This is a genomic window from Streptomyces sp. NPDC091292 (assembly GCF_044757265.1).
Lineage (GTDB): Bacteria > Actinomycetota > Actinomycetes > Streptomycetales > Streptomycetaceae > Streptomyces.
The window spans coordinates 126,557-149,281 of record NZ_JBIVUQ010000015.1; the positions used below are offsets into that span (position 1 = coordinate 126,557).

Sequence of the window (22,725 nt, forward strand, 5' to 3'; positions counted from 1 at the left end):
TACTCTTGGACCCAAGTGCCACAAAGGGTGGCCATGGAGGAGTGCAATGAGGAGCAGTAACCCGGTCTTCTCGCGACGGGGGTTCAGCCGCGACAACGGTTATGCGGGCTTCAACGCCGCGCCGCAGGCCGGGGGACCCACCGCCGTCGGTACGCAGGCCAACCCGTACGCCACGGGGAACCCGTACGCGACGGCGCCCACCGCGCCCACCAACCCGTACGCGCAGCAGGACCTTCAGTACGGAGCGCCGCCGCAGGCGCCCGCCACCACCGGACGCATGACGATGGACGACGTCATCATGCGCACCGCCACCACGCTCGGCATCCTCGTCGTGACGGCCGCGCTCGCCTGGGCGCTGCTGCCGGTGGACGACGCGAACATCGGCCGTTCGTACGGCATCGGGATCGGCGCCGCGCTGATCGCGATGGTCCTGGGGCTCGTCCAGTCCTTCAAGCGCAAGGCGTCCCCTGCGCTGATCGTGTCGTACGCCGCCCTGGAAGGTGTCTTCCTCGGCGTCGTCTCCAGCGTCGTGGACAACCGCATCGCGAGCGGCGCGGCGATGCAGGCCGTCATCGGCACCATGGCGGTCTTCGTGGCCGTCCTGGTGGCGTACAAAGCGGGCTGGATCCGCGTCAACCGCAGGTTCTACGGCTTCGTGATGGCCGCGGCCATGGGCTTCGTCCTGCTGATGATGGTGAACCTGCTGTTCTCCGTCTTCGGCGGCGGCGACGGCCTCGGCTTCCGCAGCGGCGGCCTCGGCATCGTGTTCGGCATCATCGGTGTGCTCCTCGGGGCGTGCTTCCTGGCGCTGGACTTCAAGCAGATCGAGGACGGCGTCGCCTATGGCGCGCCGCGTGAGGAGGCGTGGCTCGCCGCGTTCGGCCTGACGCTCACCCTCGTCTGGATCTACCTGGAGTTCCTGCGGCTGATCGCGATCCTCCAGGGCAACGACTGATCGCGGGTCACTGACCCACTGACGCGGAAGGGCCCGCGAACCGTCTCCTCGGTTCGCGGGCCCTTCCGTGTCTCTCGTGGTTCACGGGGTCTCGTGGCCTTCTGCGGTCCTGGTGGTGGCTTTCGCGGGTGTGGTGCGCGCTGCTCAGAGCAGTTTGCGCGCGGCCCTCCTCAGGTCGTACTCGTGAATGATCGCCTTGGCGTGGCCGTACGCGAGGTCGTGCTCGCCGCGTAGCCAGCTGACCTTCTCCTCGAAGCGGAAGAGAGAGGGGCCTTCGTCGACGGTGCGCAGCCAGTCGGAGATCTCACGACCGGTGCAGTGCGGGATGCGGGCGAGCAGATTTCGATGGGTCTCCGCGGAGAAGACTTGGGACATCGGCGCCTCCGGACGCGTTCGATGTGGTCCGTCCTTCACGCCACCGTGCCTGAGCGTTCGGGTGTTGGCAACAGTCCGGGTCCGACGCATAGGGTCACGGCGTGCTTGATACGACCCCCCTCACCGCCGCCGTGGACCGATTCGCCGACCATTTGCGGGCCGCGCCGCAGAGCCGGCTCCAGCGAGGCGCGGCGGCCGAGGCGCTCGCCCTGGCCAGGGAACTCGCCACCCGCGCCCAGCGGTTGGAGAACCCGGACGCGCCGCCGCACGAGATGCCGGACGCGGGCATGTTCGCCGCCGCAGACCAGATCACCGTCGCGGGCCACGATCTGGCCGTCGCGCTGACGGATCCCGCCCAGCTCACGGAAGCGGTGCTCCTTGTGGAGGAGGCACAGAAACGCGCCGGGGTGTGAATCCCCGGCGCGCGAGGGTCGCCTGTGCGGTGTCGTCCGTGCGGTGTCGCCTGTTCGTACGGTGGTGCGGTCCGGGTCAGATGGAGGCTATGACGCGGTCCGCGAGGACGTACACGCTGTCGGCGCCGCAGGAGAAGGTGAGCGCGTAGGCGCCCGAGATTCCTGAGCCGCCGAGCAGGACGGGGGCGTCGCCGGCGCGCAGGGCCCCGGCGAGGCGCTCCGCGGTCTCGCGGTGCCCCGGCGTCATGCACAGGGTGGTGCCGTCCTCGAAGACGTAGACGTCGAGCGTGCCGAGCGGGCCCGGCCGTACGTCGGCGAGCGCCGCGCGGGTCGCGGCCAGCTCCTCCAGACACAGCACCGTGCGCTCGTGGTCGCCGCTGATCGGGGACCGCTCGGGCGCGTGCGACTGCGACTGGGAGGGGACCGGGACGAAGTCCGGGTGCGAGGGGTGGCGGCGGCGGGCCGCGGCCAGCTCCGGCGAGTCACCCGCGTACCCGCCGTCCAGGGCGGTGGACTCCACGGCCTCGGCGACCCCGGTCACGCCGGTCACACCGGTGTACTCGACGGCGTCGGCGGCCTCCGGGTACTCGGCGAGAGCGTCGCCCTCGTCGAGGTCCGGGCCCGGCTCGGTCAGCGGCTGGAGGCCGACGAAATCGGCCTGGCGCGGCAGATACAGCTCGTCCGACGGCAGCGGCAGTCCGAGCAGCGACGGCGCGTCCGAGGCGTCGCGCGCCTCCTGGGCGGCCCAGAACGCGCGGGCCTCGGCCATCTCGCGCTCCCGCTCGTCGGCCAGGGCCTCCGCGACGGCCGCGCGTATCTCCTCGGTGTCCGGACCCGTACGGGCGGCCGGCACGACCGCGCGCGCCTCCATCGGCGCATGGCGTTCCGCCAGCTCCGTACGGAGTGCGGTGATCTGCCGACGCAGTCCGTGCACGGCATGCAGGGCGGCGGCGCCCACGGCCGTGGCGGCGGCCGTGGAGAGCAACAGGGCTAGGGGCATGGCGCTCACTGATGTACTCCCGTGTCAGTCGACCCCCGACTACTACCTCAGCTTGAAGCCTGGCCTCTCATCCTGTCAGTGCCTTACGTCACGATTTGGGTAGTTCTTTCGGTCCGGTGTTTACTCCGGATTCACGTGTGACCTGCGCAAATGAACTCCCCCAGGAGATAGATCACATCCTGGGGGAGATTGGGTCACGAATCGGCCCGTGCGCCGGGGGCGCGTACGCCCGCGCGGGGCCGCGCCGGCACGGCGTAGGGGGTCAGCTGAGGCGTTCGATGACCATGGCCATGCCCTGGCCGCCGCCGACGCACATGGTCTCCAGGCCGAACTGCTTGTCGTGGAACTGGAGGCTGTTGATCAGCGTGCCGGTGATCCGGGCGCCGGTCATGCCGAAGGGGTGTCCGACGGCGATGGCGCCGCCGTTGACGTTCAGCCGGTCCAGGTCGACGCCCAGCTCACGGTAGGAGGGGATGACCTGGGCGGCGAACGCCTCGTTGATCTCGACCAGATCGATGTCGCCGATACCGAGGCCGGCGCGCCCGAGCGCCTGCTTCGACGCCTCGACCGGGCCCAGGCCCATGATCTCCGGGGAGAGGCCCGAGACGCCGGTGGACACGATCCGCGCGAGCGGGGTCAGGCCCAGCTCGCGGGCCTTGGTGTCGCTCATGATGACCAGCGCGGCGGCGCCGTCGTTCAGCGGGCAGCAGTTGCCCGCCGTGACCAGGCCGTCCGGGCGGAACGCCGGCTTCAGGCCCTCGACGCCCTCCAGCGTGACGCCCGCGCGCGGACCGTCGTCCGTGCTGACGACCGTGCCGTCCGGTGTGGTCACCGGGGTGATCTCGCGCTCCCAGAAACCTTTCGCGATGGCCGCTTCGGCGAGGTTCTGCGACCGTACGCCGAACTCGTCCATGTCCTGGCGCGTGACGCCCTTGAGCCGGGCCAGGTTCTCGGCGGTCTGGCCCATCGCGATGTACGCGTCCGGGACCAGGCCGTCCTCGCGCGGGTCGTGCCAGGAGGCGCCGGCCGACCCGGCGACGGCCGCCGTACGGGCCTCGGCGTCGGCGAACAGCGGGTTGTGCGTGTCGGGCAGGCTGTCGGAGTTGCCCTTCACGAAGCGGGACACCATCTCGACGCCCGCGGAGATGAAGACGTCGCCCTCGCCCGCCTTGATCGCGTGCAGGGCCATACGGCTCGTCTGGAGCGAGGAGGAGCAGTAGCGGGTGACCGTACAGCCCGGGAGCTGGTCCATGCCCATCTGTACGGCGACGATCCGGCCCAGGTTGTTGCCCTGCTCGCCGCCGGGGAGGCCGCAGCCGAGCATCAGGTCGTCGATGTCCTGCGGATCCAGCTCCGGGACCTTGGCCAGCGCGGTCCGGATGATCGTGGCGGTGAGGTCGTCGGGGCGCAGGTCCTTGAGGGAGCCCTTGAAGGCGCGGCCGATGGGGGAGCGGGCGGCGGAGACGATCACGGCTTCGGGCATGTTCGACGGCTCCTTGGCAGGGGGCTTGACCGGTGTCCTTGCGGGTTCTTACGGGTCCTTACGGGAAGTTATCGGCCCGTACCGTTCTGGTCACCGGGGTGGGAGTGTGATGCCCACCGCACTTGTCCAAGCGCTTGCTCAGTCCAGGTCTCAGTCTACGGGGAGGCCGCCTCGTTGTGCCTGTCCGGTGGGGCGGGAGTCCGCGTCCGGGGTGCCCGGTGCCGGAGTGTCCGGTGCCGGGGTGTCCTCGGGGGCCTGCTGCGGCGATTCGTGGATCCGACGCCTCCGCCTCCGCTTCAGGAGGGCCCAGGGACCTCGGGGACCGCTCGGCATCGCCGCCGTCACCTCCGTGCCGCCCTCCGCCGCCGCCCGTACCGCCGCTCGGGCCACCGGCAGGAAGCCCTCGTCCCGGGAGACGTCGGGCCGCTCCTCCTCCGGCCACAGGCCCAGGGACGCGCAGAGTGTGGGCAGGACCGCCATCGCCGCCGTCGCGTACCCCTCGGCCGACGGGTGGTAGTTGTCGGGGCCGAACAGCTCCCGGGGGTTCGCCGCGAACTCGGGGCCGAGCAGGTCGCCCAGCGACACCGTACGGCCGCCCTGCTCCACGGCGCCGATCGTCTGCGCCGCCGCGAGCTGCCGCGAGGCCCGGCGGGCCAGCCAGCTCAGCGGCTGGTACACCGGCTCGATCGTGCCGAGGTCCGGACACGTACCCACGACGACCTCCGCGCCCGCCGTGCGCAGCCGCCGCACGGCCGCCGACAGGCAGCGCACCGACTCGGTGGCCGGCATCCGGTGCGTCACGTCGTTCGCGCCGATCATGATCACGCAGACGTCCGGTACCCATGAGGTGTCCGCGATCACCACGCCCACCTGGCGTTCCAGGTCGTCCGAGCGGGCGCCCGGCAACGCCACGTTCCGCAGCTCCACCGGGCGCTCCGCGACTGCCGCGAGGCCCGACGCGAGCAGCGCGCCCGGTGTCTGGCGGGCCCTGCGGACCCCCTGTCCGGCCGCCGTCGAGTCCCCGAGCATCACGAAACGCAGCGGCTCCGTACCGCCCGTACCGCCGCCGCCCTTACCGCCACCCGGCCCGCGGCCCGTACGCCCCGCGAACCCCGCTCCGTAGAGGCCGTCGGCGCGGGGCGGCGGCGCACCCCCGCCGTTCCCGTGGTTGCCCACCTGCCGTTTCGCCAACTGCACCTCGGCCACCAGAACGCCCACCGCCGCCACGCCCAGCAGACCGATCCCGCTTCCGCCGTACGCCGCGCCCGCGGCGATCCGCCGTGCCACCCTCGCCCTCGACATGCGTCGCAGCCACCTCCTTCGAGCCGTACACCCACTCCTTGCCCCGTCCGGGCGGTCGGCCAATCGCACCGGAGAGTGAACAGGCTTCGGAGCGGGGTCTCGGACCGTGGCCTTAGGCTGACGGCACCCATCCTTGAAGCCTTCTTGCAGCCCGGAGACAACGGTGCGATTCCACGACTCGATGATCAGCCTCGTCGGCAACACCCCGCTGGTACGGCTCAACCACGTCACCGGCGACATCCGGGCGACGGTCCTGGCCAAGGTCGAGTACTTCAACCCCGGCGGCTCCGTGAAGGACCGCATCGCGGTGCGCATGATCGAGGCGGCCGAACAGAGCGGCGCGCTCAAGCCGGGCGGCACCATTGTCGAGCCGACCAGCGGAAACACCGGCGTCGGCCTGGCGATCGTGGCCCAGCAGAAGGGCTATCACTGCATCTTCGTCTGCCCGGACAAGGTGTCCACGGACAAGATCAACGTGCTGCGCGCGTACGGTGCCGATGTCGTCGTCTGCCCCACGGCCGTCGACCCGGAGCACCCGGACTCCTACTACAACGTCTCCGACCGGCTGGTCCGCGAGACGCCCGGCGCGTGGAAGCCCGACCAGTACAGCAACCCGCACAACCCGCTCTCGCACTACCACTCGACCGGCCCCGAGCTGTGGGACCAGACCGAGGGGAAGATCACCCATTTCGTCGCGGGCGTCGGCACCGGCGGCACCATCTCCGGCACCGGCCGCTACCTCAAGGACGTCAGCGAAGGCCGCGTCCAGGTGATCGGCGCGGACCCCGAGGGCTCCGTCTACTCCGGCGGCTCCGGACGCCCGTACCTGGTCGAGGGCGTCGGTGAGGACTTCTGGCCCACCGCCTATGACCGTACGGTCGCGGACGAGATCGTCGCCGTGTCCGACAAGGACTCCTTCCAGATGACGCGCCGGCTCGCCAAGGAGGAGGGGCTGCTCGTCGGCGGCTCCTGCGGGATGGCGGTGGTGGCCGCGCTGCGCGTCGCCGAGCGGCTCGGCCCCGACGACGTGGTGGTCGTCCTGCTCCCGGACAGCGGGCGCGGCTATCTCTCCAAGATCTTCAACGACGAGTGGATGGCCGACTACGGCTTCCTGGCGGACACCGGGCCGTCCGCGCGCGTCGGTGACGTCCTGCGCGACAAGGAGGGCGGCCTGCCCTCGCTCGTCCACATGCACCCGGACGAGACCGTCGGGCAGGCCATCGAGGTGCTGCGCGAGTACGGCGTCTCGCAGATGCCGATCGTCAAGCCGGGCGCCGGGCACCCCGATGTGATGGCCGCCGAGGTCATCGGCTCCGTGGTCGAGCGGGAGCTGCTGGACGCCCTGTTCGCCCAGCGCGCCTCACTGACCGACCCGCTGGACAAGCACATGTCGCCGCCGCTGCCGCAGGTCGGCTCCGGGGAGCCGGTCGCCGACCTGATGTCGGTGCTCGGCAAGGCGGACGCGGCGATCGTGCTGGTCGAGGGCAAGCCGACCGGGGTGGTCAGCCGCCAGGACCTGCTCTCCTTCCTGGCACGCGGCGAGAAGCAGTAACGCCTTCTCGGAGGGGGGAGAGGTTCCTCGAAGTGGTACGAGCACGTCACGTCCGCGCAGCACCGGCTTAACACGGGTCCGGCAGATTAGTGGATGTCGACAGGGGCGGGAGCGGCTCCCCGCCCCGGTCGACGAAGACGGCGCCAAGGACCTCCGGAGCGGCTCCCGGACCTCCATGGACGCCTGGCGCGGCCGGCCTGACCCGGCCCGCGCCCCTCGCGGGGACCGCCGTCGTCCCGCCCCCCGTTCACGGGGGTGCGGCGGTCCCCGCGCATATCTTCGTCACCGGTGCTCCGGTCCCCGGCACTTGCTGAATCGGCGCGATCGGCTCCCTGATCGGCGCCGCTGTCCGACCCGCTGGATCAGCACCTGGGGCCCTGAAGCAGCGCGTGGTCAGGTGAGGTTCAGAGGAGTCATCACCCGAGGGGAGCCCGTGATGGGACGCGAAGCCGAGCCGTCGCGGGCGCTGGCGCCCTACGTGACCATGGCCGAACTCTTCGTCTCCGGACGGATCGACGCGCGGGAGTTCGAGTCGAGGTTCTGGGAGGAGTTCCGTCGTCTGCGGGACATCTCGGACGAGGAATTCGCTGTCCTCAACGAACTCTTCTACGTTGTCGAGGACTTCGTGGCGGATGTCACCGCGCGGGATCCCGGTGACGTGACGGAGACCGAACTGCTCGACGGCGCGAAGACCTTTCTGGCCGCCTCCGGAGCGACGTGACCAAACGGGCGCTTCGAGATGGCGAATCGTGAGCAAGCATCCTGACCAGCACACACACCAGCCGCCAGCGGATCATCAGTCCCGCAGGTCATCAGTCCCGCGGGGTATCAGTCCCTCTACCTGTGGTCCCCCTACTCCTCCCAGTCCGAGTCCTTCTCCCTGCGGAGGAAGCGGGGGAAGCCGTGCCAGGCGTGGACTGCGTTGACGCCCACGATGCCCACCCAGGTGATCAACAGACCCGGGATGCCCGCATTGACCGCGCCGATCGCCGACAGTGGGATCGCCAGGATCAGCGACACCATGCCGAAGCCGAAGCGCTCGCCCCATGAGTCCGGGCTCTGCGGACTGCGGGCCCCTCGGGCGACGACCATCTGCTGCTCGGCGAGCTGGCGCCGCACCCGGCGGTCCACCGCCCCGTCCACACGCTGCTCGACCTTCTCCAGGAACGAGTCGACCAGCGCCGAGTCGTACTCCTCGCCCAGATCCCTGCGAGCATGCAGGGTGGCGTCGAGTTCCTTCTTGAGTTCGGCGTCACGGTGCTCCATGCCGTCCACGGTACGAAGCCCCTCGCGTCCGCACAGTGGGGTTAGCCCCCCTTTTCCGCGCGGACCGGTGCCGGTCCTGCATATCGTCATGCAGAGTACGGTGAACCTGAATAAGGTGGGCCGCCATGACCGACAGTCCGGCCGCACGGCTGCAGCAGCTCTTCGAGGGGCACCGGCTGACCCCCACCCAGCGGCGTATCGCGCACAGCATGGTGCGGCGGGCCGCCGACGTGCCGTTCCTGTCCAGCGTCGAGCTGGCCGAACTCGCCGGGGTCAGCCAGCCCTCCGTCACGCGCTTCGCGGTGGCGCTCGGCTTCGACGGGTACCCGGCGCTGCGCCGCCATCTGCGCGAGGTCGCGCCCCTCGACGTACCGGACGACGGCACGGCCGAGCGCAACGAGTACCAGCAGGCCGTGGACGCCGAGATCGAGAACCTCCGGCACCTCGCCGACCTCCTCGCCGACCCCGGGCCCGTGCGGCGCGCGGGCCGGCTGCTCGCCGCCTCGCGTCCGCTGCCGGTGCTCGGCCTGCGCGCGGCGGCTTCGCAGGCGTACGGCTTCGCGTACTTCGCCGCCAAGGTCCACCCCGATGTCCGCCTCCTCGACGAGGGCGGCACGATGCTCGCCGACCGGATCGACGCGGCGGCGCGCGCCGGGGCGGGCGCGCTGCTCTGCTTCGCGCTGCCGCGCCACCCCCGCGAGGTCGTGGACGCGCTGGTGCACGCGCGGGAGGCCGGACTGACCGTCGTCACCGTCGCCGACAGCGCGTTCGCGCCCGTCGCGAAGGTGTCCGACCTGCTGCTGCCCGCCGCCGTCGGCACGGGCCTCGCCTTCGACACGGCGTGCGCGCCGATGCTGCTCGGACGAGTGCTCCTGGAGGCGATGTGCGACGACCTGCCGGACGCGCAGGCACGCCTGGAGGAGTTCGACGCCGGGGCGGCGGCGCGGGGCTTGTTCGTGGAGTGACTTGGTGGAGTGACTTGGTGAAGTGATCCCACGCGCTCCGGACAACTCCTTGTCCGTCCTCATCGGCTCCTCAGAAAATGGCGCTAGCGTGCCGGATCCGGCAGCGGTGGAGGCGATGTGCTGAGGAGGAGAGGGACATGTCGCGCGGAGGACAGGGGCTGGCTCGGGTGGCGGTGGTCGTACGGGCGGGGGCGGCGCCCCTGTGGTGGGTCGGCGTGTTCGGCGCCGGGATCGGCGTCCTGGTGCCCGGGTTCACCGGGCGCCGGATAGGAGTGCTCGCCGGGGCCGCGCTGTTCCTCGTGGTGGCGGCGGTCGTGGCGTACGGGCGGCGCAAGCCGTACGCGGCGCTGGCCAAGGGCGCCGCGCGGGCCGGCCGGCACGACATCCTCCAGGACCGGGCCGTCACCACCCGCGCCTGGCGGCGCGGGCACCGGTGGTGGCTGCTGCTCGCACTCCTCGCGGCCGTCGGCAGCTCCTTCGCGGCGCCCGCGACGCTGGGCATGGTGTGCGCCGGTGCCGGGGCGGGCCTGCGCCTGAAGTCGGCGTGGCTCGGCCGCCGCGAGCGGTCCGACGAGGCGTTGCTGTGGGTGCGCGTCGACTGGCTGAACGGCCGGGGCGGCGGGCCGGTGGGGAAGCCGGTGAAGGGGTACCGCACGACGGGGACGTCCGCGGGGGACGCCACGCCGGGCGGCTCCCGTCGCAAGGCCACCGTCTGACCCGACCTGCCCTCGGCCGCCTAGACCTCCAAGTCGGCCTCGATCCGGCGGAGTTGGTGGCGGGCCATGGCCAGGTTCGCGCGGGTCTTGTCGAGGGCGAGGTAGAGGAACAGGCCGCTGTGGCCGCGGCCCTTGAGCATGCGGATCAGGTGGTACTGGTCCCCCAGCGTGATCAGGATGTCCTCGATCTCGTCCTTGATACCGAGGAGTTCCATGGCGCGGAGCTTGGCGCGGACCACGTCCGTGTTGGCCGCGGCGGCGATCGTGAGGTCCAGGTCCTTGCTGCCGCCGAGCGTGCCGAGCGCCATTCCGCTCGTGTAGTCGACCAGGGCGATTCCGATGACCCCTTCTATCGAGGTGGACGCGTCCTTCAGGCTGGTCTCGGTGTTCGTCATGACTTCTCCGCTCCCTTGGTGTGTGCTGTTCGGTCGTGAAGGTGATCGTGGTCGGCGGCCGGGTCGATCAGCCCGCCGACGAGGGTGCCCGCGCGGCGGGCCTCCAGATGCAGCCGGCCCACGTTCACGCGGGGCTCGGCCAGCAGGGTGAGGACGGCCGACGAGCCGGCCGCGTACGTCGCGACATAGCCGCCGGAGCCACGGATCAGCAGCTCGCGGAACGTGCCGTGGCCCGCCGCCCCGGTCAGCCGCAGGGACACGCCCAGGGCGGCGGCGGTCAGCGCCGCCAGCCCCTCGGGTTCGACGTCGCCGGTGTCCTGTACGAGGACGAGCCCGTCGACACTGGCCACGAGGGCGCCCGTGAGCTGCGGGATCCTGGCCCGCAGGCGCTTCAGTTCGGCGAGTACCTCCGCTTCGGCGGCCATCCGTTGTCTCCTCTCGGCGCGCTGCCACAGTGCGAACCGCTTCATGACACCGGCCCGTTCACAGCGCGGCCTCCAGGGCGTCACGGAGCCGGCGCAGGAGGGCGACGTCCGGGTCGGCGTACAGGTCGGTGCCGAGTTCCTTTCCGACGTCCGTGGCCCAGGGCGGGACGGCTCCCGGCCCCTCCTGAGTCCCGGCGGTCTCCGTCTCGACCAGTCCCGCCGCGGCCAGCCGCCGTACCTCGATCAGGGTGTGGAACGCGGGCCGCCCCAGCTCCCACGCGATGGCCGACGGCGTACGGACCCCGTCCGCGAGGCGCAGAACCGCCCGCAGCCGCTCGCCGACCGGCCGCCCCGGCGCGGGCGGGCGCGGCACCACGGGCGCGGTGTCCAGGCCGGCGCCCGGCCACACCCCGTCGAGCAGGGCCCGCCGCCGCCGGGACTCCCGGTCCACGGCGCCCGCGTCGACCTGCTGGACCCGGCCGAGCCAGTGCGCGACCCCGTACCGGAACCTGGTCGGCCCCGAGGTCGGCCCGAGCACGAAGTACGCGGCGTCGAACAGGGCGCCGAGATGGCACATCTGCAAGGCGCCCTCGGCGAGGTGCCCGCTGTCGACGAGGTGCCGGCCGACGGCGTTGCGCGCACCGGCCTGCGCGACGGCGTCCCACCAGCCTTCGGGGGGCAGGGTGCCGCCGCGGATCAGGAGGATGTCGAGGCCGGGCGCTGCGGGGCTTTCGGCGTGCACGATCCGGCCGTCGGCGAGGTAGAGGGTGCCCTGGTCGCGGATGAGGGCGCCGGTGGCGCGTTCGCGGGCCAGGCGCAGCAGCATCGGGGAGACGGCCGACTTCTCCGACGGGGCCGACGGGGCCGCCGGATCCGTGGAGGCCGGTATGCCGCCGCTCACCCGAGGACCAGCCGTACGGACAGGTCGCGCAGGCGCATCCGGGCCAGGGCCAGATTGCCGGTCCTCCGGTCCAGCCAGAGGTAGAGGAAGGCGCTGCTGTCGAAGGTCGTCTCCACGAAGTGCATCAGGTGGAAGGCGGTACGGGTGGCGACCATCAGGTCCTCCACGGCGGGGCCCTCGGGGGAGCCTGCGGCGCTGGTCCCGCCAGGCTCGGCCGGGTCCGGTGCGAACACCGCGAACTCCGCCGCCGCCCGCGCCATCTCGGCGGTCTCGGCGGCGGTCGTCTCATGGTCGCCGCCCGCCGGATCGCCGACCGATCCGAGCGCGAGCCCGCTGGTCCAGTCGACGATCGCCGCTCCCCGCGCACCGGGCAGCGTCATCGCCTCCAGCAGGCACTCGTCGATTCCGGGCACGCGGCTCCCCTCCCCATGGGCGCGTCCGGAGGCGGTGACCCGCCCCGGTGACGGGGACGCTACGCAACGCACACGGTGTTTCCGGGGCCTCTGGCATTTTCCAGAGGAACATGCCCGCGACTGAGGGATCGCGACCGTGGAATGTTGTATTCCGGGCGGAAGGCGACCGTTTCGGATCGTTTCGGGTACGGGTCAGACCCCGTTGGTCAACGCGTTCGTCAACGCATCCACCTGGGCGCCGCCCGACTCCGCCACGATCTCCTCGACCGTCTGCGCCGCCCGCACCAACGCGAACCGCACCCCGCGTCCGCCCCCCGCCACGCCCCCGGCGAACCCGTACACGGCAGGCCGCGCCAGCGAGTTGTACGCGTAGTGATGCGCGAAGTAATAGGCCCCGGTGTCGAGCGCCGCCGCGTAGTCGCCCTGGTCGAGCGGGGGCAGGGAGCGGTTCTCGGCCAGGAGGTCGCCCGCGAAGCAGGCCGGTCCCGCCACGTCCTGGGCGACCTCGGGGCCCGACTTGGGCAGCCCCTTCGCGTCGTACGCGGCGATCCGCAGCGGCCAGGCGTCCGGCGCGTACACCGTGCGGGCGGCGATCTGGACGCCCGCGTGGGTGACCGCGATGCGGCGCCCGCCGGAGGACTTCGTGTACTCGACGCGGGCCAGGACCGTGCCGTGCTTGGCGAGGAGCGAGCGGCCGAACTCGGTGACGAGCCCGTACCGCCCGTCGAACAGCCCCGGCACCCGCTCCGCGAGCAGCCGCGCGTACGCCGCGTACGTCGGGGTCTGCTCGTCGGACGTGAAGTTGACCGGGAGTCCGCCGCCGATGTCGACGGTGTCGATCTGCCGGCGCCCCAGGCGCGCGTTGACCTCCTCGGCCAGCGCGTACGTCTCCTCGATGCCCCGCGCCATCAGGCCGAGCGGCATCCCCTGCGAACCGGAGTGGGCGTGCAGCCGGGTCAGCCACGGCCGCTCCCGATAGGCGCGTACGACCCACTCGCGCGCCCCTTCGTCGCGCAGCGCGACCCCGAACTTCGACGTCGGTGTGGCCGTCGACAACGCCCCGATGGACCCGCCGCCGACCTGCGGATTGACCCGCAGGCCGAGCGGGGAGCGGGTCGGCGCGGAGGCCACCAGCGCGTCGATACGGGCCAGTTCCTGCGGGTTGTCCGCGTTGACCGCGATCCCCAGGGCGAGGGCTTCGCGGAGTTCGGCGGGGGTCTTGGCGGGGGAGTCCAGGACGGTGTGGTCGGCGCGCACGCCGGCGGCGCGGGCCAGCGCCAGTTCGCCGGGGCTTGCCACCTCGGCGCCGATGCCCTCCGTACGCAGCAGCCGCAGGACCGGCACGAGCGGCGCGGCCTTCACGGCGAACGCGTGCAGGACCGGCGTACCGGGCGCCGTGACCGCGTCGAAGGCGGCCCGCAGCGCGGCGGCGCCCTCCCGGATGCCGGCCACGTCGAGCAGTCCGATGATGGGGGTCCCGGGCCCGACCAGGCCCTGTTCCACCGCGCTCCGTACGGCCTCGTCGCGGCGCGTCGTCGTGTGTGGTGCTCCGCCGTCAGTCATGTGATCCAGCCAAGCACCCGACGCGCGCGGGCGCGGGGCCACTCCCGCTATTGACTAGTTCTATTCAGCAGTTCAGGATGTGAATAGGCGAGCTGAATAATTGTTGGATCACCGTTGCAGTACCCGCGAGGAGGCAGACCATGTCAGGACCCCGCCCCGTACGAGCACCACGCGGTACGGAACTGAGCGCCCTGGGATGGCAGCAGGAGGCCGCGCTGCGGATGCTCCAGAACAACCTCGACCCGGAGGTCGCCGAACACCCCGACCAGCTCGTCGTCTACGGCGGCACCGGCAAGGCGGCCCGCGACTGGCGGTCCTTCGACGCGATGGTCCGCACCCTGCGCACCCTCAAGCAGGACGAGACGATGCTCGTCCAGTCCGGGCGCCCGGTCGGTGTGATGCAGACCCACGAGTGGGCGCCGCGCGTGCTGCTCGCCAACTCCAACCTGGTCGGCGACTGGGCGAACTGGGAGGAGTTCCGCCGCCTCGAAGCGCTCGGTCTCACCATGTACGGGCAGATGACCGCCGGTTCCTGGATCTACATCGGCACCCAGGGCATCCTCCAGGGCACCTACGAGACGTTCGCCGCCGTCGCCGCCAAGAAGTTCGGCGGCACCCTCGCCGGAACGATCACGCTGACCGCCGGGCTGGGCGGCATGGGCGGCGCCCAGCCGCTCGCCGTCACCATGAACGACGGCGTCGTGATCTGTATCGACTGCGACCCGCGCGCCATCGAGCGCCGGATCGAGCACCGGTACCTCGACGTCAAGGCGGACTCGCCCGAGCACGCGCTCCAGCTCGCCGTCGACGCCCGCGACCGCCGCAAGCCTCTCTCCATCGGCCTGCTCGGCAACGCCGCCGACCTGCTGCCCCGCCTCCTCGCCGAGGGCGCGCCCATCGACATCGTCACCGACCAGACCTCCGCGCACGACCCCCTCGCCTACCTCCCGTCCGGCGTCGACTTCGCCGACATGGCCGCGTACGCCGCCGAGAAGCCCGCCGACTTCACGCTGCGCGCCCGGGAGTCGATGGCGCGGCACGTCGAGGCGATGGTCGGCTTCCAGGACGCGGGCGCCGAGGTCTTCGACTACGGCAACTCGATCCGAGGAGAGGCGCAACTCGCGGGCTATGAGCGGGCGTTCGCCTTCCCCGGCTTCGTCCCCGCCTACATCCGCCCCCTCTTCTGCGAGGGCAAGGGCCCCTTCCGCTGGGCCGCGCTGTCCGGCGAGGCGTCCGACATCCACAAGACGGACCGGGCGATGCTCGACCTCTTCCCGGAGAACGAGTCGCTGCGCCGCTGGATCACGCTGGCCGGCGAGCGCGTCCACTTCCAGGGCCTGCCGGCCCGTATCTGCTGGCTCGGCTACGGCGAGCGGGACCGCGCCGGCGAGCGCTTCAACGACATGGTGGCGAGCGGCGAGCTGGCGGCGCCACTGGCGATCGGCCGCGACCACCTGGACTGCGGGTCCGTCGCCTCCCCGTATCGCGAGACCGAGGCCATGCTCGACGGCTCCGACGCCATCGCCGACTGGCCCCTCCTGAACGCCATGGTGAACGTCGCGTCCGGCGCGTCCTGGGTCTCCATCCACCACGGCGGCGGCGTCGGCATGGGCCGCTCGATCCACGCGGGTCAGGTCACGGTCGCCGACGGCACGCCGCTCGCGGGCGAGAAGATCCGCCGCGTCCTGACCAACGACCCCGGCATGGGCGTCATCCGCCATGTCGACGCCGGGTACGACACCGCCGAAGCCGTGGCGGCCGACAAGGGCGTCCGCGTCCCGATGCGCGAGGGTTCCGAGTGACCCGAGTGACGTTTCACGAGATGTGGGCGGAGCTGCTGCCCATCGGGCGGAGCCCGGAGAGCGGTGGATACCGCCGGTACGCCTGGACGGGCGCGGACACCGACTGCCGCGCCTGGTTCCGCGCGCAGGCCGAGGCCCGGGGGCTGGCGTACGAAGTCGACCGCAATGGCAATCAGTGGGCCTGGTACGGCGACCCGGCCCGGGGAGACGCCGTGGTCACCGGGTCCCACCTGGACTCGGTCCCGGACGGCGGCGCGTACGACGGGCCCCTCGGTGTCGTCTCGGCCTTCGCCGCCCTCGACGAACTGCGCGCCCGTCAGGCCGAGTTCACGCGTCCGCTGGGCATCGTCAACTTCGGTGACGAGGAGGGCGCCCGCTTCGGCCTCGCCTGCGTCGGCTCCCGCCTCACGGCCGGGCAGCTCACCCGCGAGAAGGCGTACGCGCTCCGCGACGCGGACGGGATCACATTGCCGCAGGCGATGGAGGCGGCCGGTCACGATCCGGAGGCCATCGGCCCGGACCCGGAGCGGCTGGCCCGTATCGGCGCTTTCGTGGAACTCCACGTCGAGCAGGGCCGCGCCCTCGACCTCACCGGCGACCGGATCGGTATCGCGTCCGCGATCTGGCCGCACGGCCGCTGGCGCTTCGACTTCCGGGGCGAGGCCAACCACGCGGGCACCACCCGCCTCGCCGACCGGCGCGACCCGATGCTGTCGTACGCCGAGACCGTGCTCGCCGCCCGCCGGGAGGCCGAACTCGCGGGCGCCGTCGCCACCTTCGGCAAGATCGCCGTCGAGCCCAACGGCGTCAACGCGATCCCGTCCCTGGTCCGGGGCTGGCTCGACGCGCGCGCCGCCGACCAGGCAGCCCTGGACACCGTGGTCACCGCCGTCGAGAAGGCCGCCGGGGCGTACGCGGACCGGTACGGCATCGAACTCGCCGTCGCCCGCGAGTCGTTCACGCCGGTGGTCGACTTCGAGGACGCGCTCCGGGACGAGCTGGCCCGCGTCCTGGGCCGCGCGGGCTCCCCGGTGCCGGTGCTCGGCACGGGTGCGGGACACGACGCCGGAATCCTGTCCGGCAGCGTCCCGACGGCCATGCTGTTCGTACGCAACCCGACGGGCGTCTCGCACTCCCCGGCAGAATTCGCCGCCGAGGACGACTGCCTGGCCGGGGTGACCGCACTCGCCGACGTCCTGGAAGGTCTCGCGTGCCGCTGAACCCGTCATACTGGCTGGAGTACGCCTGGCTCGACACCCATGTCGAGCCCGGGGTACTGGTGACCACGGAAAATGGCCACATCACCGAGGTCCGCAAGGATGTGGCCACTTCTCCCAGCGGGGCCGTCCCCCTGCGCGGCCTGACGCTGCCGGGCCTCGCGAACACCCATTCGCACGCCTTCCACCGGGCGCTGCGTGGCACGGTCCAGGTCGGCAGCGGCACGTTCTGGACCTGGCGCGAGATCATGTACTCGGTCGCGGACCGGCTCACTCCGGACACGTACCACCAGCTCGCACGGGCGGTGTACGCGGAGATGGCGCTCGCCGGGATCACCGTCGTCGGCGAGTTCCACTACCTCCACCACGCCCCGGGCGGCGCCCGCTACGCCGACCCGAACGCGATGGGTGAGGCGCTGATCGCGGCGGCGGACGACGCGGGCATCCGCATCACGCTCCTCGACACCGCGTACGTCTCCTCGGGCTTCGGCGAACCCCCGGGCCGCCATCAGCTCCGCTTCTCGGACGGCACCACGGACGCCTGGGCGGAGCGCGCATCGGCGCTCAAGGGCGCCCCGCACGCCCGGATCGGCGCGGCGATCCACTCCGTACGCGCCGTCCCCGCACGGCAGTTGGGCACCGTCGCGCAATGGGCCGAGGCCCGCCAGGCACCCCTCCACGTCCACCTCTCCGAACAGACGGCCGAGAACGAGGCGTGCGCACGCGCCCACGGCCGCACCCCGGCCCGCCTCCTCGCCGACCACGGCGTCCTCGGCCCCCGCACGACCGGCGTCCACAACACCCACCTCACGGACGCGGACATCCACCTCATCGGCACAACCGGCACCGGCACCTGCATGTGCCCGACCACGGAACGGGACCTCGCCGACGGCATCGGCCCGGCCCCCGCGCTCCAGTCGGCCGGCTCCCCGCTCTCCCTCGGCACCGACAGCCACGCCATGATCGACGTCCTGGAGGAGGCACGGGCCCTGGAGCTGAACGAACGCCTCCGCACCCACCGCCGAGGCCACTGGACGGCCGCGTCCCTGCTGCGCGCCGCGTCCCCCGACGGCTACGCGGCCCTCGGCTGGCCGGAGGGCGGCGCGCTCACCCCTGGCGCCCTGGCCGACCTCACCACGGTCGCCCTCGACACGGTCCGCACGGCGGGCCCGGCCCCCCGCCTGGCGGCGGAAGCGGCCGTCTTCGCCGCCACATCGGCGGACATCCGCCACACGGTGGTGGCGGCCCGCCAAGTGGTCAAGGACGGCACCCACACCACAGTCCCCGACCCCGCGACAGCCCTGACCGCAGCCATCACGGCACTCGACGACTGAGCCGGGCACCTGGGCCGAGAGCGCCGGACGAGCCGAAAGGACCACATGAGCACCGCCACCTTGATCACCGAGATCAGCGCCCTCGTCACCAACGATCCGGCGGTGGGCGAGGGACCGCTGGGGATCCTGCGGGACGCCGCCGTCGTCATCGAGGGGGAGCGGGTCGCGTGGGTGGGGGAAGCGCGGGAGGCCCCGGAGGCCGACGCCGTCCACCGGGTCGGCGGGCGCAGTGCCCTGCCCGGCTTCGTCGACTCGCACTCCCATCTCGTCTTCGCGGGGGACCGTACGGAGGAGTTCAACGCCCGGATGTCCGGGCGCCCGTACAGCGCCGGGGGGATCCGGACGACCGTCGCCGCCACGCGTGCCGCTTCCGACAGTGAGCTGGAGGCCGGGCTCGTACGGCATCTGCGGGAGGCGCTGCGGCAGGGGACCACGACGTTCGAGACCAAGTCGGGGTACGGGCTCACCGTCGAGGACGAGGTGCGCGCCCTGCGGATCGCCGCCCGGCACACCGATGAGGTCACCTACCTCGGCGCCCACATCGTCCCGCCGGAACACGCCGACGACCCGGCCGCGTACGTCGACCTCGTCACCGGACCCATGCTCGACGCCTGCGCCCCGCACGCCCGCTGGGTCGACGTGTTCTGCGAGCGGGGCGCCTTCGACGGGGACCAGGCGCGCGCCGTCCTCGCGGCCGGCATCGCCAAGGGGCTCCAGGCGCGCGTGCACGCCAACCAGCTCTCCTACGGGCCCGGCGTCCAGCTCGCCGTCGAACTCGGCGCCGCCAGCGCCGACCACTGCACCCATCTCACCGACGAGGACGTGGCCGCGCTCGCCGACGGCTCCACCGTCGCGACGCTGCTGCCGGGCGCCGAGTTCTCCACCCAGGCCACCTGGCCGGACGCCCGCTGCCTCCTGGACGCGGGCGCCACCGTCGCCCTGTCCACCGACTGCAACCCGGGCTCCTCGTACACCTCGTCCATGCCCTTCTGCATCGCCCTCGCCGTACGGGACATGGGCATGACCCCGGACGAGGCGGTCTGGTCGGCCACGGCGGGCGGCGCGGCGGCCCTGCGGCGCACCGACATCGGACGGCTCACCCCCGGCGCGTACGCCGACCTGGCCGTGCTCGACGCCCCGAGCCATGTGCACCTCGCCTACCGGCCCGGCGTGCCGCTGGTGAGCGAGGTGTGGCGGCGGGGGGCGCGGGTGGCCGGCTGAGGGGGTCGTGGGCTTACGGGGGCGTCGGCTGAGGGGGCGGTCGCCGGTCAGCGTCGGCCGTGACCGCCGCCGTGGTGGTCACCGTCCCGGTGACGGTCGTGGTCCCCGCCGCCGTGATCGGTGCCGCCGTGATCGGTGTCCCTTCAAATCGGGGCGGCGCCCGCGACCCAGCGCTGCTCCCGGCCACCGTCCACGCGGTCGAATCCGAGCCGGGCCCCCGTACCGCCCGAGTGCGGTGTGACCGCGTGGTCGAGGGCGATCTGGGGGCGGACACGGCCCTCGGCGTCGATGAAGAACTGGAGGTTGCGGCCGTTGCGGCTGTGCACCGAAGCGCAGCTCCAGATGCCGACACCCTGTTCCGTGTCGCCCCGGCTGTCCAGGCAGAAGTCGCGGTCCGCCCAGGACTCCACGGTCCCGCGCGCGGGGTCCATGCGCCAGCGCTGGGTGTCGGTGGCCGTGCAGCGCGCCATCACGACATCGTTGCCGCTGAAGAAATCGCCGTCCGCCACGTCCAGGCAGAGGCCGGTGGCCGCGTTGACGAACTGCGTGAACGCGGTGCCCGGAGGCGAGGGCGCCTTCGACGGCTTCTTCGGGGGCGGCTCGGGCGCGGGTGGCTTCGGGGCATTCGAACTCGGCGTCGGGGAAGGGGACTTGGAGGGCGACGGTGAGGGGGAGGCGGACGGGGACGGGGATGTCGTCATGGTCGCGGTCACCGTGACGGGCGGCGGGGCGGGCGGCTGCGGCTGGCTCCCGGGGCCGTTCGCCGCGTCGCTGTCGGAGCCTCCGCTGAGCAGGACGACGAGGAGCGGCGTCAGAGCGACGCCGAACGCGACCGCGACCAGCACGAACCGTTTCGACGGGCGCCACGCGAGCAGATCCCCGTCAGGCGCAGCCCCGCCCCCCGTTCCGCGCCCCGTCGCACCCCGCCCTCCCACCCCCGCCCGGCGGCCGAACACGTCCGACGCCACCGACGCGAACGCCGACATCGCGGTCACGGTCGCCGCCGCGCCGGTCATACCGCCCGTGCGGGCGTGCGGGACGGGAGGGACGGGCGGGAGTACGGCGGTCGGCTCACCGTCCGGGCCGTCCGGATTCTCCTGAGCGGGCGAGGGCTCCGGCCCGCCCGCCGCGTGCCGCCGCCGAGCCGACGACATATCCCCCGGGGACACGGGGGCTACGGGGGGTACGGGGGGCACGGGGGGTACGACATCTTGACGTGACGTCACATAGGCGGCGCCGTCCCAGGGCAGCAACCCGTCGGCCAGTACCGGCCGGGGCGTCTCCCGCAGGGCGAGCAGCGTCGCGTGGGCCCGGCCGCAGCACGGGCACGCGTCCAGGTGCTGGAACAGGTCGCCGCTGTGCCGGGGATCGCGGGGACGGACGGACTCCTCGATCAGCCGCCGGAAGCCCTGGCAGCGCGCGTCCCCGTACCGGGCCAGATGTGCCTTGAGGAACGCCCGCGCGAGAACCTCCACCGCCGCGCCCTTCGCCCACGGGATCTCGTCCTCCCTCATACCGAGGAAGAGCGCCGTGCCGGCGTCGGGCTCGGCGTCCACGAGCCCGTACCAGAGCACGCCCTGGGTACGCGCCGGGAGGCTGTGGAAGGCGGCCAGCATCGGGGATTCGGCGGGCCGGGGGCGGGCGAAGGCGGGCAGGTCCCCGGCCTCGGCCTCCTCGGCGGCGAGCAGGTCGGCGAAGCCGGGCCGCAGCCGTACGCGCCGGTCGTCGCCGAGCCAGGACGCGGCGACCCTGCGCACCAGGAGCATCACATGGTGCCGCCAGGCGCCCACCGGATCGGCGCCGCGTTTGACGTCCTTGGCACCCAGCGCGAACGCCTGCGCCGTCAGCAGTTTCGCCGCCGCCTCGTCGGTCCCGCACAGCCGCGCGTACGCCAGCGCCGACCCGTGATGACGGCGGCGCAGTTCGCGCAGCGCCGGATACGCGGTGGCCGTGTCCGCGCGCAGGAGGTCCGTGAGGCGCGTGTCGGGCACGCGGGCGTGCACACCTTCCGCTGCCTCAGCGCCGCTGTCCGTCGGGCTGCGCCGTGGCATCCGCACACCTCCTCGGCCAAGTGGCCGTGGCCGCCCGGCATTTCTCCGCTCAACGACATACCAAGGGGTATGTGAGGGAGACCATAGTGATGGAAGAGGCGCGTTCGGGAAAGGGGTTTCCGGCGGTAATGCGGGTGGGGTCAAAGGGAGTTCGGCAGAAAGCGATTGCGGGAGCGCTTCCATGGACACCGTGCCTTCGATGTCGGTGGGAAACGCTCCCGCGCCGCTGGGTCGAGCAGGCCGAACCGGTCTCTACTCCTCGACCGTAAGTCCCTTGCGCAGCCGTACGAGTGTGCGGGAGAGCAGGCGTGAGACATGCATCTGCGAGATGCCCAGCTCGTCACCGATCTCCGACTGCGTCATATTCGCGACGAACCTCAGCGAGAGGATCTTCCTGTCCCTCGGCGCGAGTTCGGCGATGAGCGGCTTGAGCGACTCGACGTACTCGATGCCTTCGAGCCCGTGGTCCTCGTACCCGATCCGGTCCGCGAGCGCGCCCTCCGAGTCGTCCTCCTCGGGCTGGGCGTCCAGCGAGCTGGCCGTGTAGGCGTTGCTCGCGGCCATGCCCTCGACGACCTCGTCATGGCTGAGGTCGAGGCGCTCGGCGAGTTCGGCCACGGTGGGGGCGCGGTCGAGCTGCTGGGCCAGTTCGTCGCCCGCCTTGGCGAGGTCGAGGCGGAGTTCCTGGAGCCGGCGGGGGACCCGGACCGACCAACTGGTGTCCCGGAAGAAGCGCTTGATCTCACCGACGATGGTCGGCATCGCGAACGTCGGGAACTCCACGCCCCGGCTCAGCTCGAAGCGGTCGATCGCCTTGATCAGACCGATCGTGCCGACCTGGATGATGTCCTCCATCGGCTCGCTGCGGGAGCGGAAGCGCGAGGCGGCGAACTTGACCAGGGCCAGGTTGAGTTCCACGAGCGTGTTGCGGACGTACGCGTAGTCGTGGGTGCCTTCTTCGAGGTCCTGAAGGCGGGCGAAGAGGGTCTTCGACAGCGCTCGCGCGTCCATCGGGCCCACTTCGTCGAACGGGGGGATGTCCGGGAGGTCCGCCAGCGGGTCCGACTGCGGGTCGGACGGTGCGTCGAAGGTGACCGTCGGTGTGCCGGACCGGTCCGCCGGGGTGTCCTGGTGCGCACGGGGGCCCGGGACCTTGGTGTCGAGCGGGTGGGGAGTGGGTGTCGACGTCGCCTGCTCAGTGTGCGATTCGTCGAGCCGGGGTGACATGTAGTCCTCCATCGTTCTCGGCATATGGCTGCCGATGCCAATACGTGCACTGCGGTGTGCGGCGCCTCCAAAGCCGGCCGTTTCGATTGATGACTCTTCTACCCCTACCCGTTCCCGCGAACCTATGGCAAGTTCTGTTGACGGTGAAA

General features: G+C 72.1%; 22 protein-coding genes. 10 read left to right on the top strand and 12 right to left on the bottom strand.

Annotated elements, in window-relative coordinates:
• The first annotated feature begins 46 nt into the window (after positions 1 to 46).
• Positions 47 to 955, top strand: a complete 909-nt coding sequence (locus ACIQNU_RS31895) for a Bax inhibitor-1/YccA family protein (RefSeq protein ID WP_401373037.1) — start codon at positions 47 to 49, stop codon at positions 953 to 955.
• Positions 956 to 1,099: 144 nt separating this feature from the next.
• Here the strand turns inward: ACIQNU_RS31895 and ACIQNU_RS31900 are convergent, their stop codons facing one another.
• Positions 1,100 to 1,330: a DUF4287 domain-containing protein gene (locus ACIQNU_RS31900; protein ID WP_401373039.1), complete on the bottom strand. Its 231-nt coding sequence runs from the start codon at positions 1,328 to 1,330 to the stop codon at positions 1,100 to 1,102.
• A 101-nt stretch (positions 1,331 to 1,431) separates the two neighbouring features.
• On the opposite strand from ACIQNU_RS31900, the gene ACIQNU_RS31905 reads away from it, so the two are divergent.
• Positions 1,432 to 1,743 carry a hypothetical protein gene (locus ACIQNU_RS31905; RefSeq protein WP_401373041.1) on the top strand — a complete coding sequence of 104 codons (312 nt, stop codon included), beginning with the start codon at positions 1,432 to 1,434 and terminating at the stop codon, positions 1,741 to 1,743.
• A gap of 76 nt (positions 1,744 to 1,819) precedes the next feature.
• Here the strand turns inward: ACIQNU_RS31905 and ACIQNU_RS31910 are convergent, their stop codons facing one another.
• The 3 genes from ACIQNU_RS31910 to ACIQNU_RS31920 form a co-directional block, all read right to left on the bottom strand.
• Positions 1,820 to 2,743 carry a hypothetical protein gene (locus ACIQNU_RS31910; protein ID WP_401373155.1) on the bottom strand — a complete coding sequence of 308 codons (924 nt, stop codon included), beginning with the start codon at positions 2,741 to 2,743 and terminating at the stop codon, positions 1,820 to 1,822.
• A gap of 262 nt (positions 2,744 to 3,005) precedes the next feature.
• Positions 3,006 to 4,226 (bottom strand): acetyl-CoA C-acetyltransferase, encoded by a 1,221-nt coding sequence (locus tag ACIQNU_RS31915; RefSeq protein WP_401373043.1) that lies wholly within the window; start codon positions 4,224 to 4,226, stop codon positions 3,006 to 3,008.
• Positions 4,227 to 4,376: 150 nt separating this feature from the next.
• The gene (locus ACIQNU_RS31920) at positions 4,377 to 5,513 is read right to left on the bottom strand and encodes an SGNH/GDSL hydrolase family protein (protein WP_401373157.1); all 1,137 of its coding nucleotides are present in this window, start codon (positions 5,511 to 5,513) and stop codon (positions 4,377 to 4,379) included.
• A 178-nt stretch (positions 5,514 to 5,691) separates the two neighbouring features.
• Between ACIQNU_RS31920 and ACIQNU_RS31925 the strand changes: the two genes are divergently transcribed.
• Both ACIQNU_RS31925 and ACIQNU_RS31930 read left to right on the top strand, forming a co-directional pair.
• Positions 5,692 to 7,080: a cystathionine beta-synthase gene (locus ACIQNU_RS31925; RefSeq protein WP_401373045.1), complete on the top strand. Its 1,389-nt coding sequence runs from the start codon at positions 5,692 to 5,694 to the stop codon at positions 7,078 to 7,080.
• Between the two features lie 436 nt (positions 7,081 to 7,516).
• Entirely contained in the window at positions 7,517 to 7,801 is a 285-nt protein-coding gene (locus tag ACIQNU_RS31930; protein WP_401373047.1) for a colicin immunity domain-containing protein, read from the top strand.
• Between the two features lie 131 nt (positions 7,802 to 7,932).
• Here the strand turns inward: ACIQNU_RS31930 and ACIQNU_RS31935 are convergent, their stop codons facing one another.
• On the bottom strand, positions 7,933 to 8,346 hold the full coding sequence (locus ACIQNU_RS31935) for a hypothetical protein (RefSeq protein WP_401373048.1): 414 nt from the start codon (positions 8,344 to 8,346) through the stop codon (positions 7,933 to 7,935).
• A gap of 125 nt (positions 8,347 to 8,471) precedes the next feature.
• Here ACIQNU_RS31935 and ACIQNU_RS31940 point away from each other — a divergent pair, with 125 nt between their 5' ends.
• Positions 8,472 to 9,311 carry a MurR/RpiR family transcriptional regulator gene (locus ACIQNU_RS31940; protein ID WP_401373050.1) on the top strand — a complete coding sequence of 280 codons (840 nt, stop codon included), beginning with the start codon at positions 8,472 to 8,474 and terminating at the stop codon, positions 9,309 to 9,311.
• Positions 9,312 to 9,448: 137 nt separating this feature from the next.
• Entirely contained in the window at positions 9,449 to 10,027 is a 579-nt protein-coding gene (locus ACIQNU_RS31945) for a hypothetical protein (RefSeq protein WP_401373052.1), read from the top strand.
• A gap of 20 nt (positions 10,028 to 10,047) precedes the next feature.
• Here the strand turns inward: ACIQNU_RS31945 and ACIQNU_RS31950 are convergent, their stop codons facing one another.
• From ACIQNU_RS31950 to ACIQNU_RS31970, 5 genes are all read right to left on the bottom strand, one after another.
• Positions 10,048 to 10,422 carry a hypothetical protein gene (locus ACIQNU_RS31950; protein WP_401373054.1) on the bottom strand — a complete coding sequence of 125 codons (375 nt, stop codon included), beginning with the start codon at positions 10,420 to 10,422 and terminating at the stop codon, positions 10,048 to 10,050.
• The gene (locus ACIQNU_RS31955; protein ID WP_401373055.1) at positions 10,419 to 10,847 is read right to left on the bottom strand and encodes a roadblock/LC7 domain-containing protein; all 429 of its coding nucleotides are present in this window, start codon (positions 10,845 to 10,847) and stop codon (positions 10,419 to 10,421) included. Before ACIQNU_RS31955 ends, ACIQNU_RS31950 begins: the two co-directional genes overlap by 4 nt.
• Before the next feature lie 58 nt (positions 10,848 to 10,905).
• Complete coding sequence (locus ACIQNU_RS31960; protein ID WP_401373159.1) at positions 10,906 to 11,673, bottom strand: transcriptional regulator; 768 nt, start codon at positions 11,671 to 11,673, stop codon at positions 10,906 to 10,908.
• 71 nt (positions 11,674 to 11,744) lie between these two features.
• Positions 11,745 to 12,161 (bottom strand): hypothetical protein, encoded by a 417-nt coding sequence (locus tag ACIQNU_RS31965; RefSeq protein WP_401373057.1) that lies wholly within the window; start codon positions 12,159 to 12,161, stop codon positions 11,745 to 11,747.
• A 192-nt stretch (positions 12,162 to 12,353) separates the two neighbouring features.
• Positions 12,354 to 13,724: a diaminopimelate decarboxylase gene (locus tag ACIQNU_RS31970; protein ID WP_401373058.1), complete on the bottom strand. Its 1,371-nt coding sequence runs from the start codon at positions 13,722 to 13,724 to the stop codon at positions 12,354 to 12,356.
• 140 nt (positions 13,725 to 13,864) lie between these two features.
• On the opposite strand from ACIQNU_RS31970, the gene hutU reads away from it, so the two are divergent.
• The 4 genes from hutU to hutI are packed head-to-tail and all read left to right on the top strand — an operon-like array spanning position 13,865 to position 19,298.
• Positions 13,865 to 15,526 (top strand): urocanate hydratase, encoded by a 1,662-nt coding sequence (gene hutU, locus ACIQNU_RS31975; protein ID WP_401373060.1) that lies wholly within the window; start codon positions 13,865 to 13,867, stop codon positions 15,524 to 15,526.
• A 5-nt stretch (positions 15,527 to 15,531) separates the two neighbouring features.
• Positions 15,532 to 16,746, top strand: coding sequence for an allantoate amidohydrolase (locus tag ACIQNU_RS31980; protein WP_401373061.1), 1,215 nt, complete (start codon positions 15,532 to 15,534; stop codon positions 16,744 to 16,746).
• Complete coding sequence (locus ACIQNU_RS31985) at positions 16,743 to 18,077, top strand: formimidoylglutamate deiminase (RefSeq protein ID WP_401373161.1); 1,335 nt, start codon at positions 16,743 to 16,745, stop codon at positions 18,075 to 18,077. The genes ACIQNU_RS31980 and ACIQNU_RS31985 overlap by 4 nt, the downstream gene beginning before the upstream one ends.
• A gap of 45 nt (positions 18,078 to 18,122) precedes the next feature.
• Positions 18,123 to 19,298: an imidazolonepropionase gene (gene hutI, locus ACIQNU_RS31990; RefSeq protein ID WP_401373063.1), complete on the top strand. Its 1,176-nt coding sequence runs from the start codon at positions 18,123 to 18,125 to the stop codon at positions 19,296 to 19,298.
• Between the two features lie 143 nt (positions 19,299 to 19,441).
• Here hutI and ACIQNU_RS31995 read toward each other — a convergent pair whose 3' ends face one another.
• Both ACIQNU_RS31995 and ACIQNU_RS32000 read right to left on the bottom strand, forming a co-directional pair.
• Positions 19,442 to 21,289: a ricin-type beta-trefoil lectin domain protein gene (locus ACIQNU_RS31995; protein WP_401373064.1), complete on the bottom strand. Its 1,848-nt coding sequence runs from the start codon at positions 21,287 to 21,289 to the stop codon at positions 19,442 to 19,444.
• Between the two features lie 312 nt (positions 21,290 to 21,601).
• Positions 21,602 to 22,588, bottom strand: a complete 987-nt coding sequence (locus ACIQNU_RS32000) for an RNA polymerase sigma factor SigF (RefSeq protein WP_401373066.1) — start codon at positions 22,586 to 22,588, stop codon at positions 21,602 to 21,604.
• Between the last annotated feature and the right edge of the window lie 137 nt (positions 22,589 to 22,725).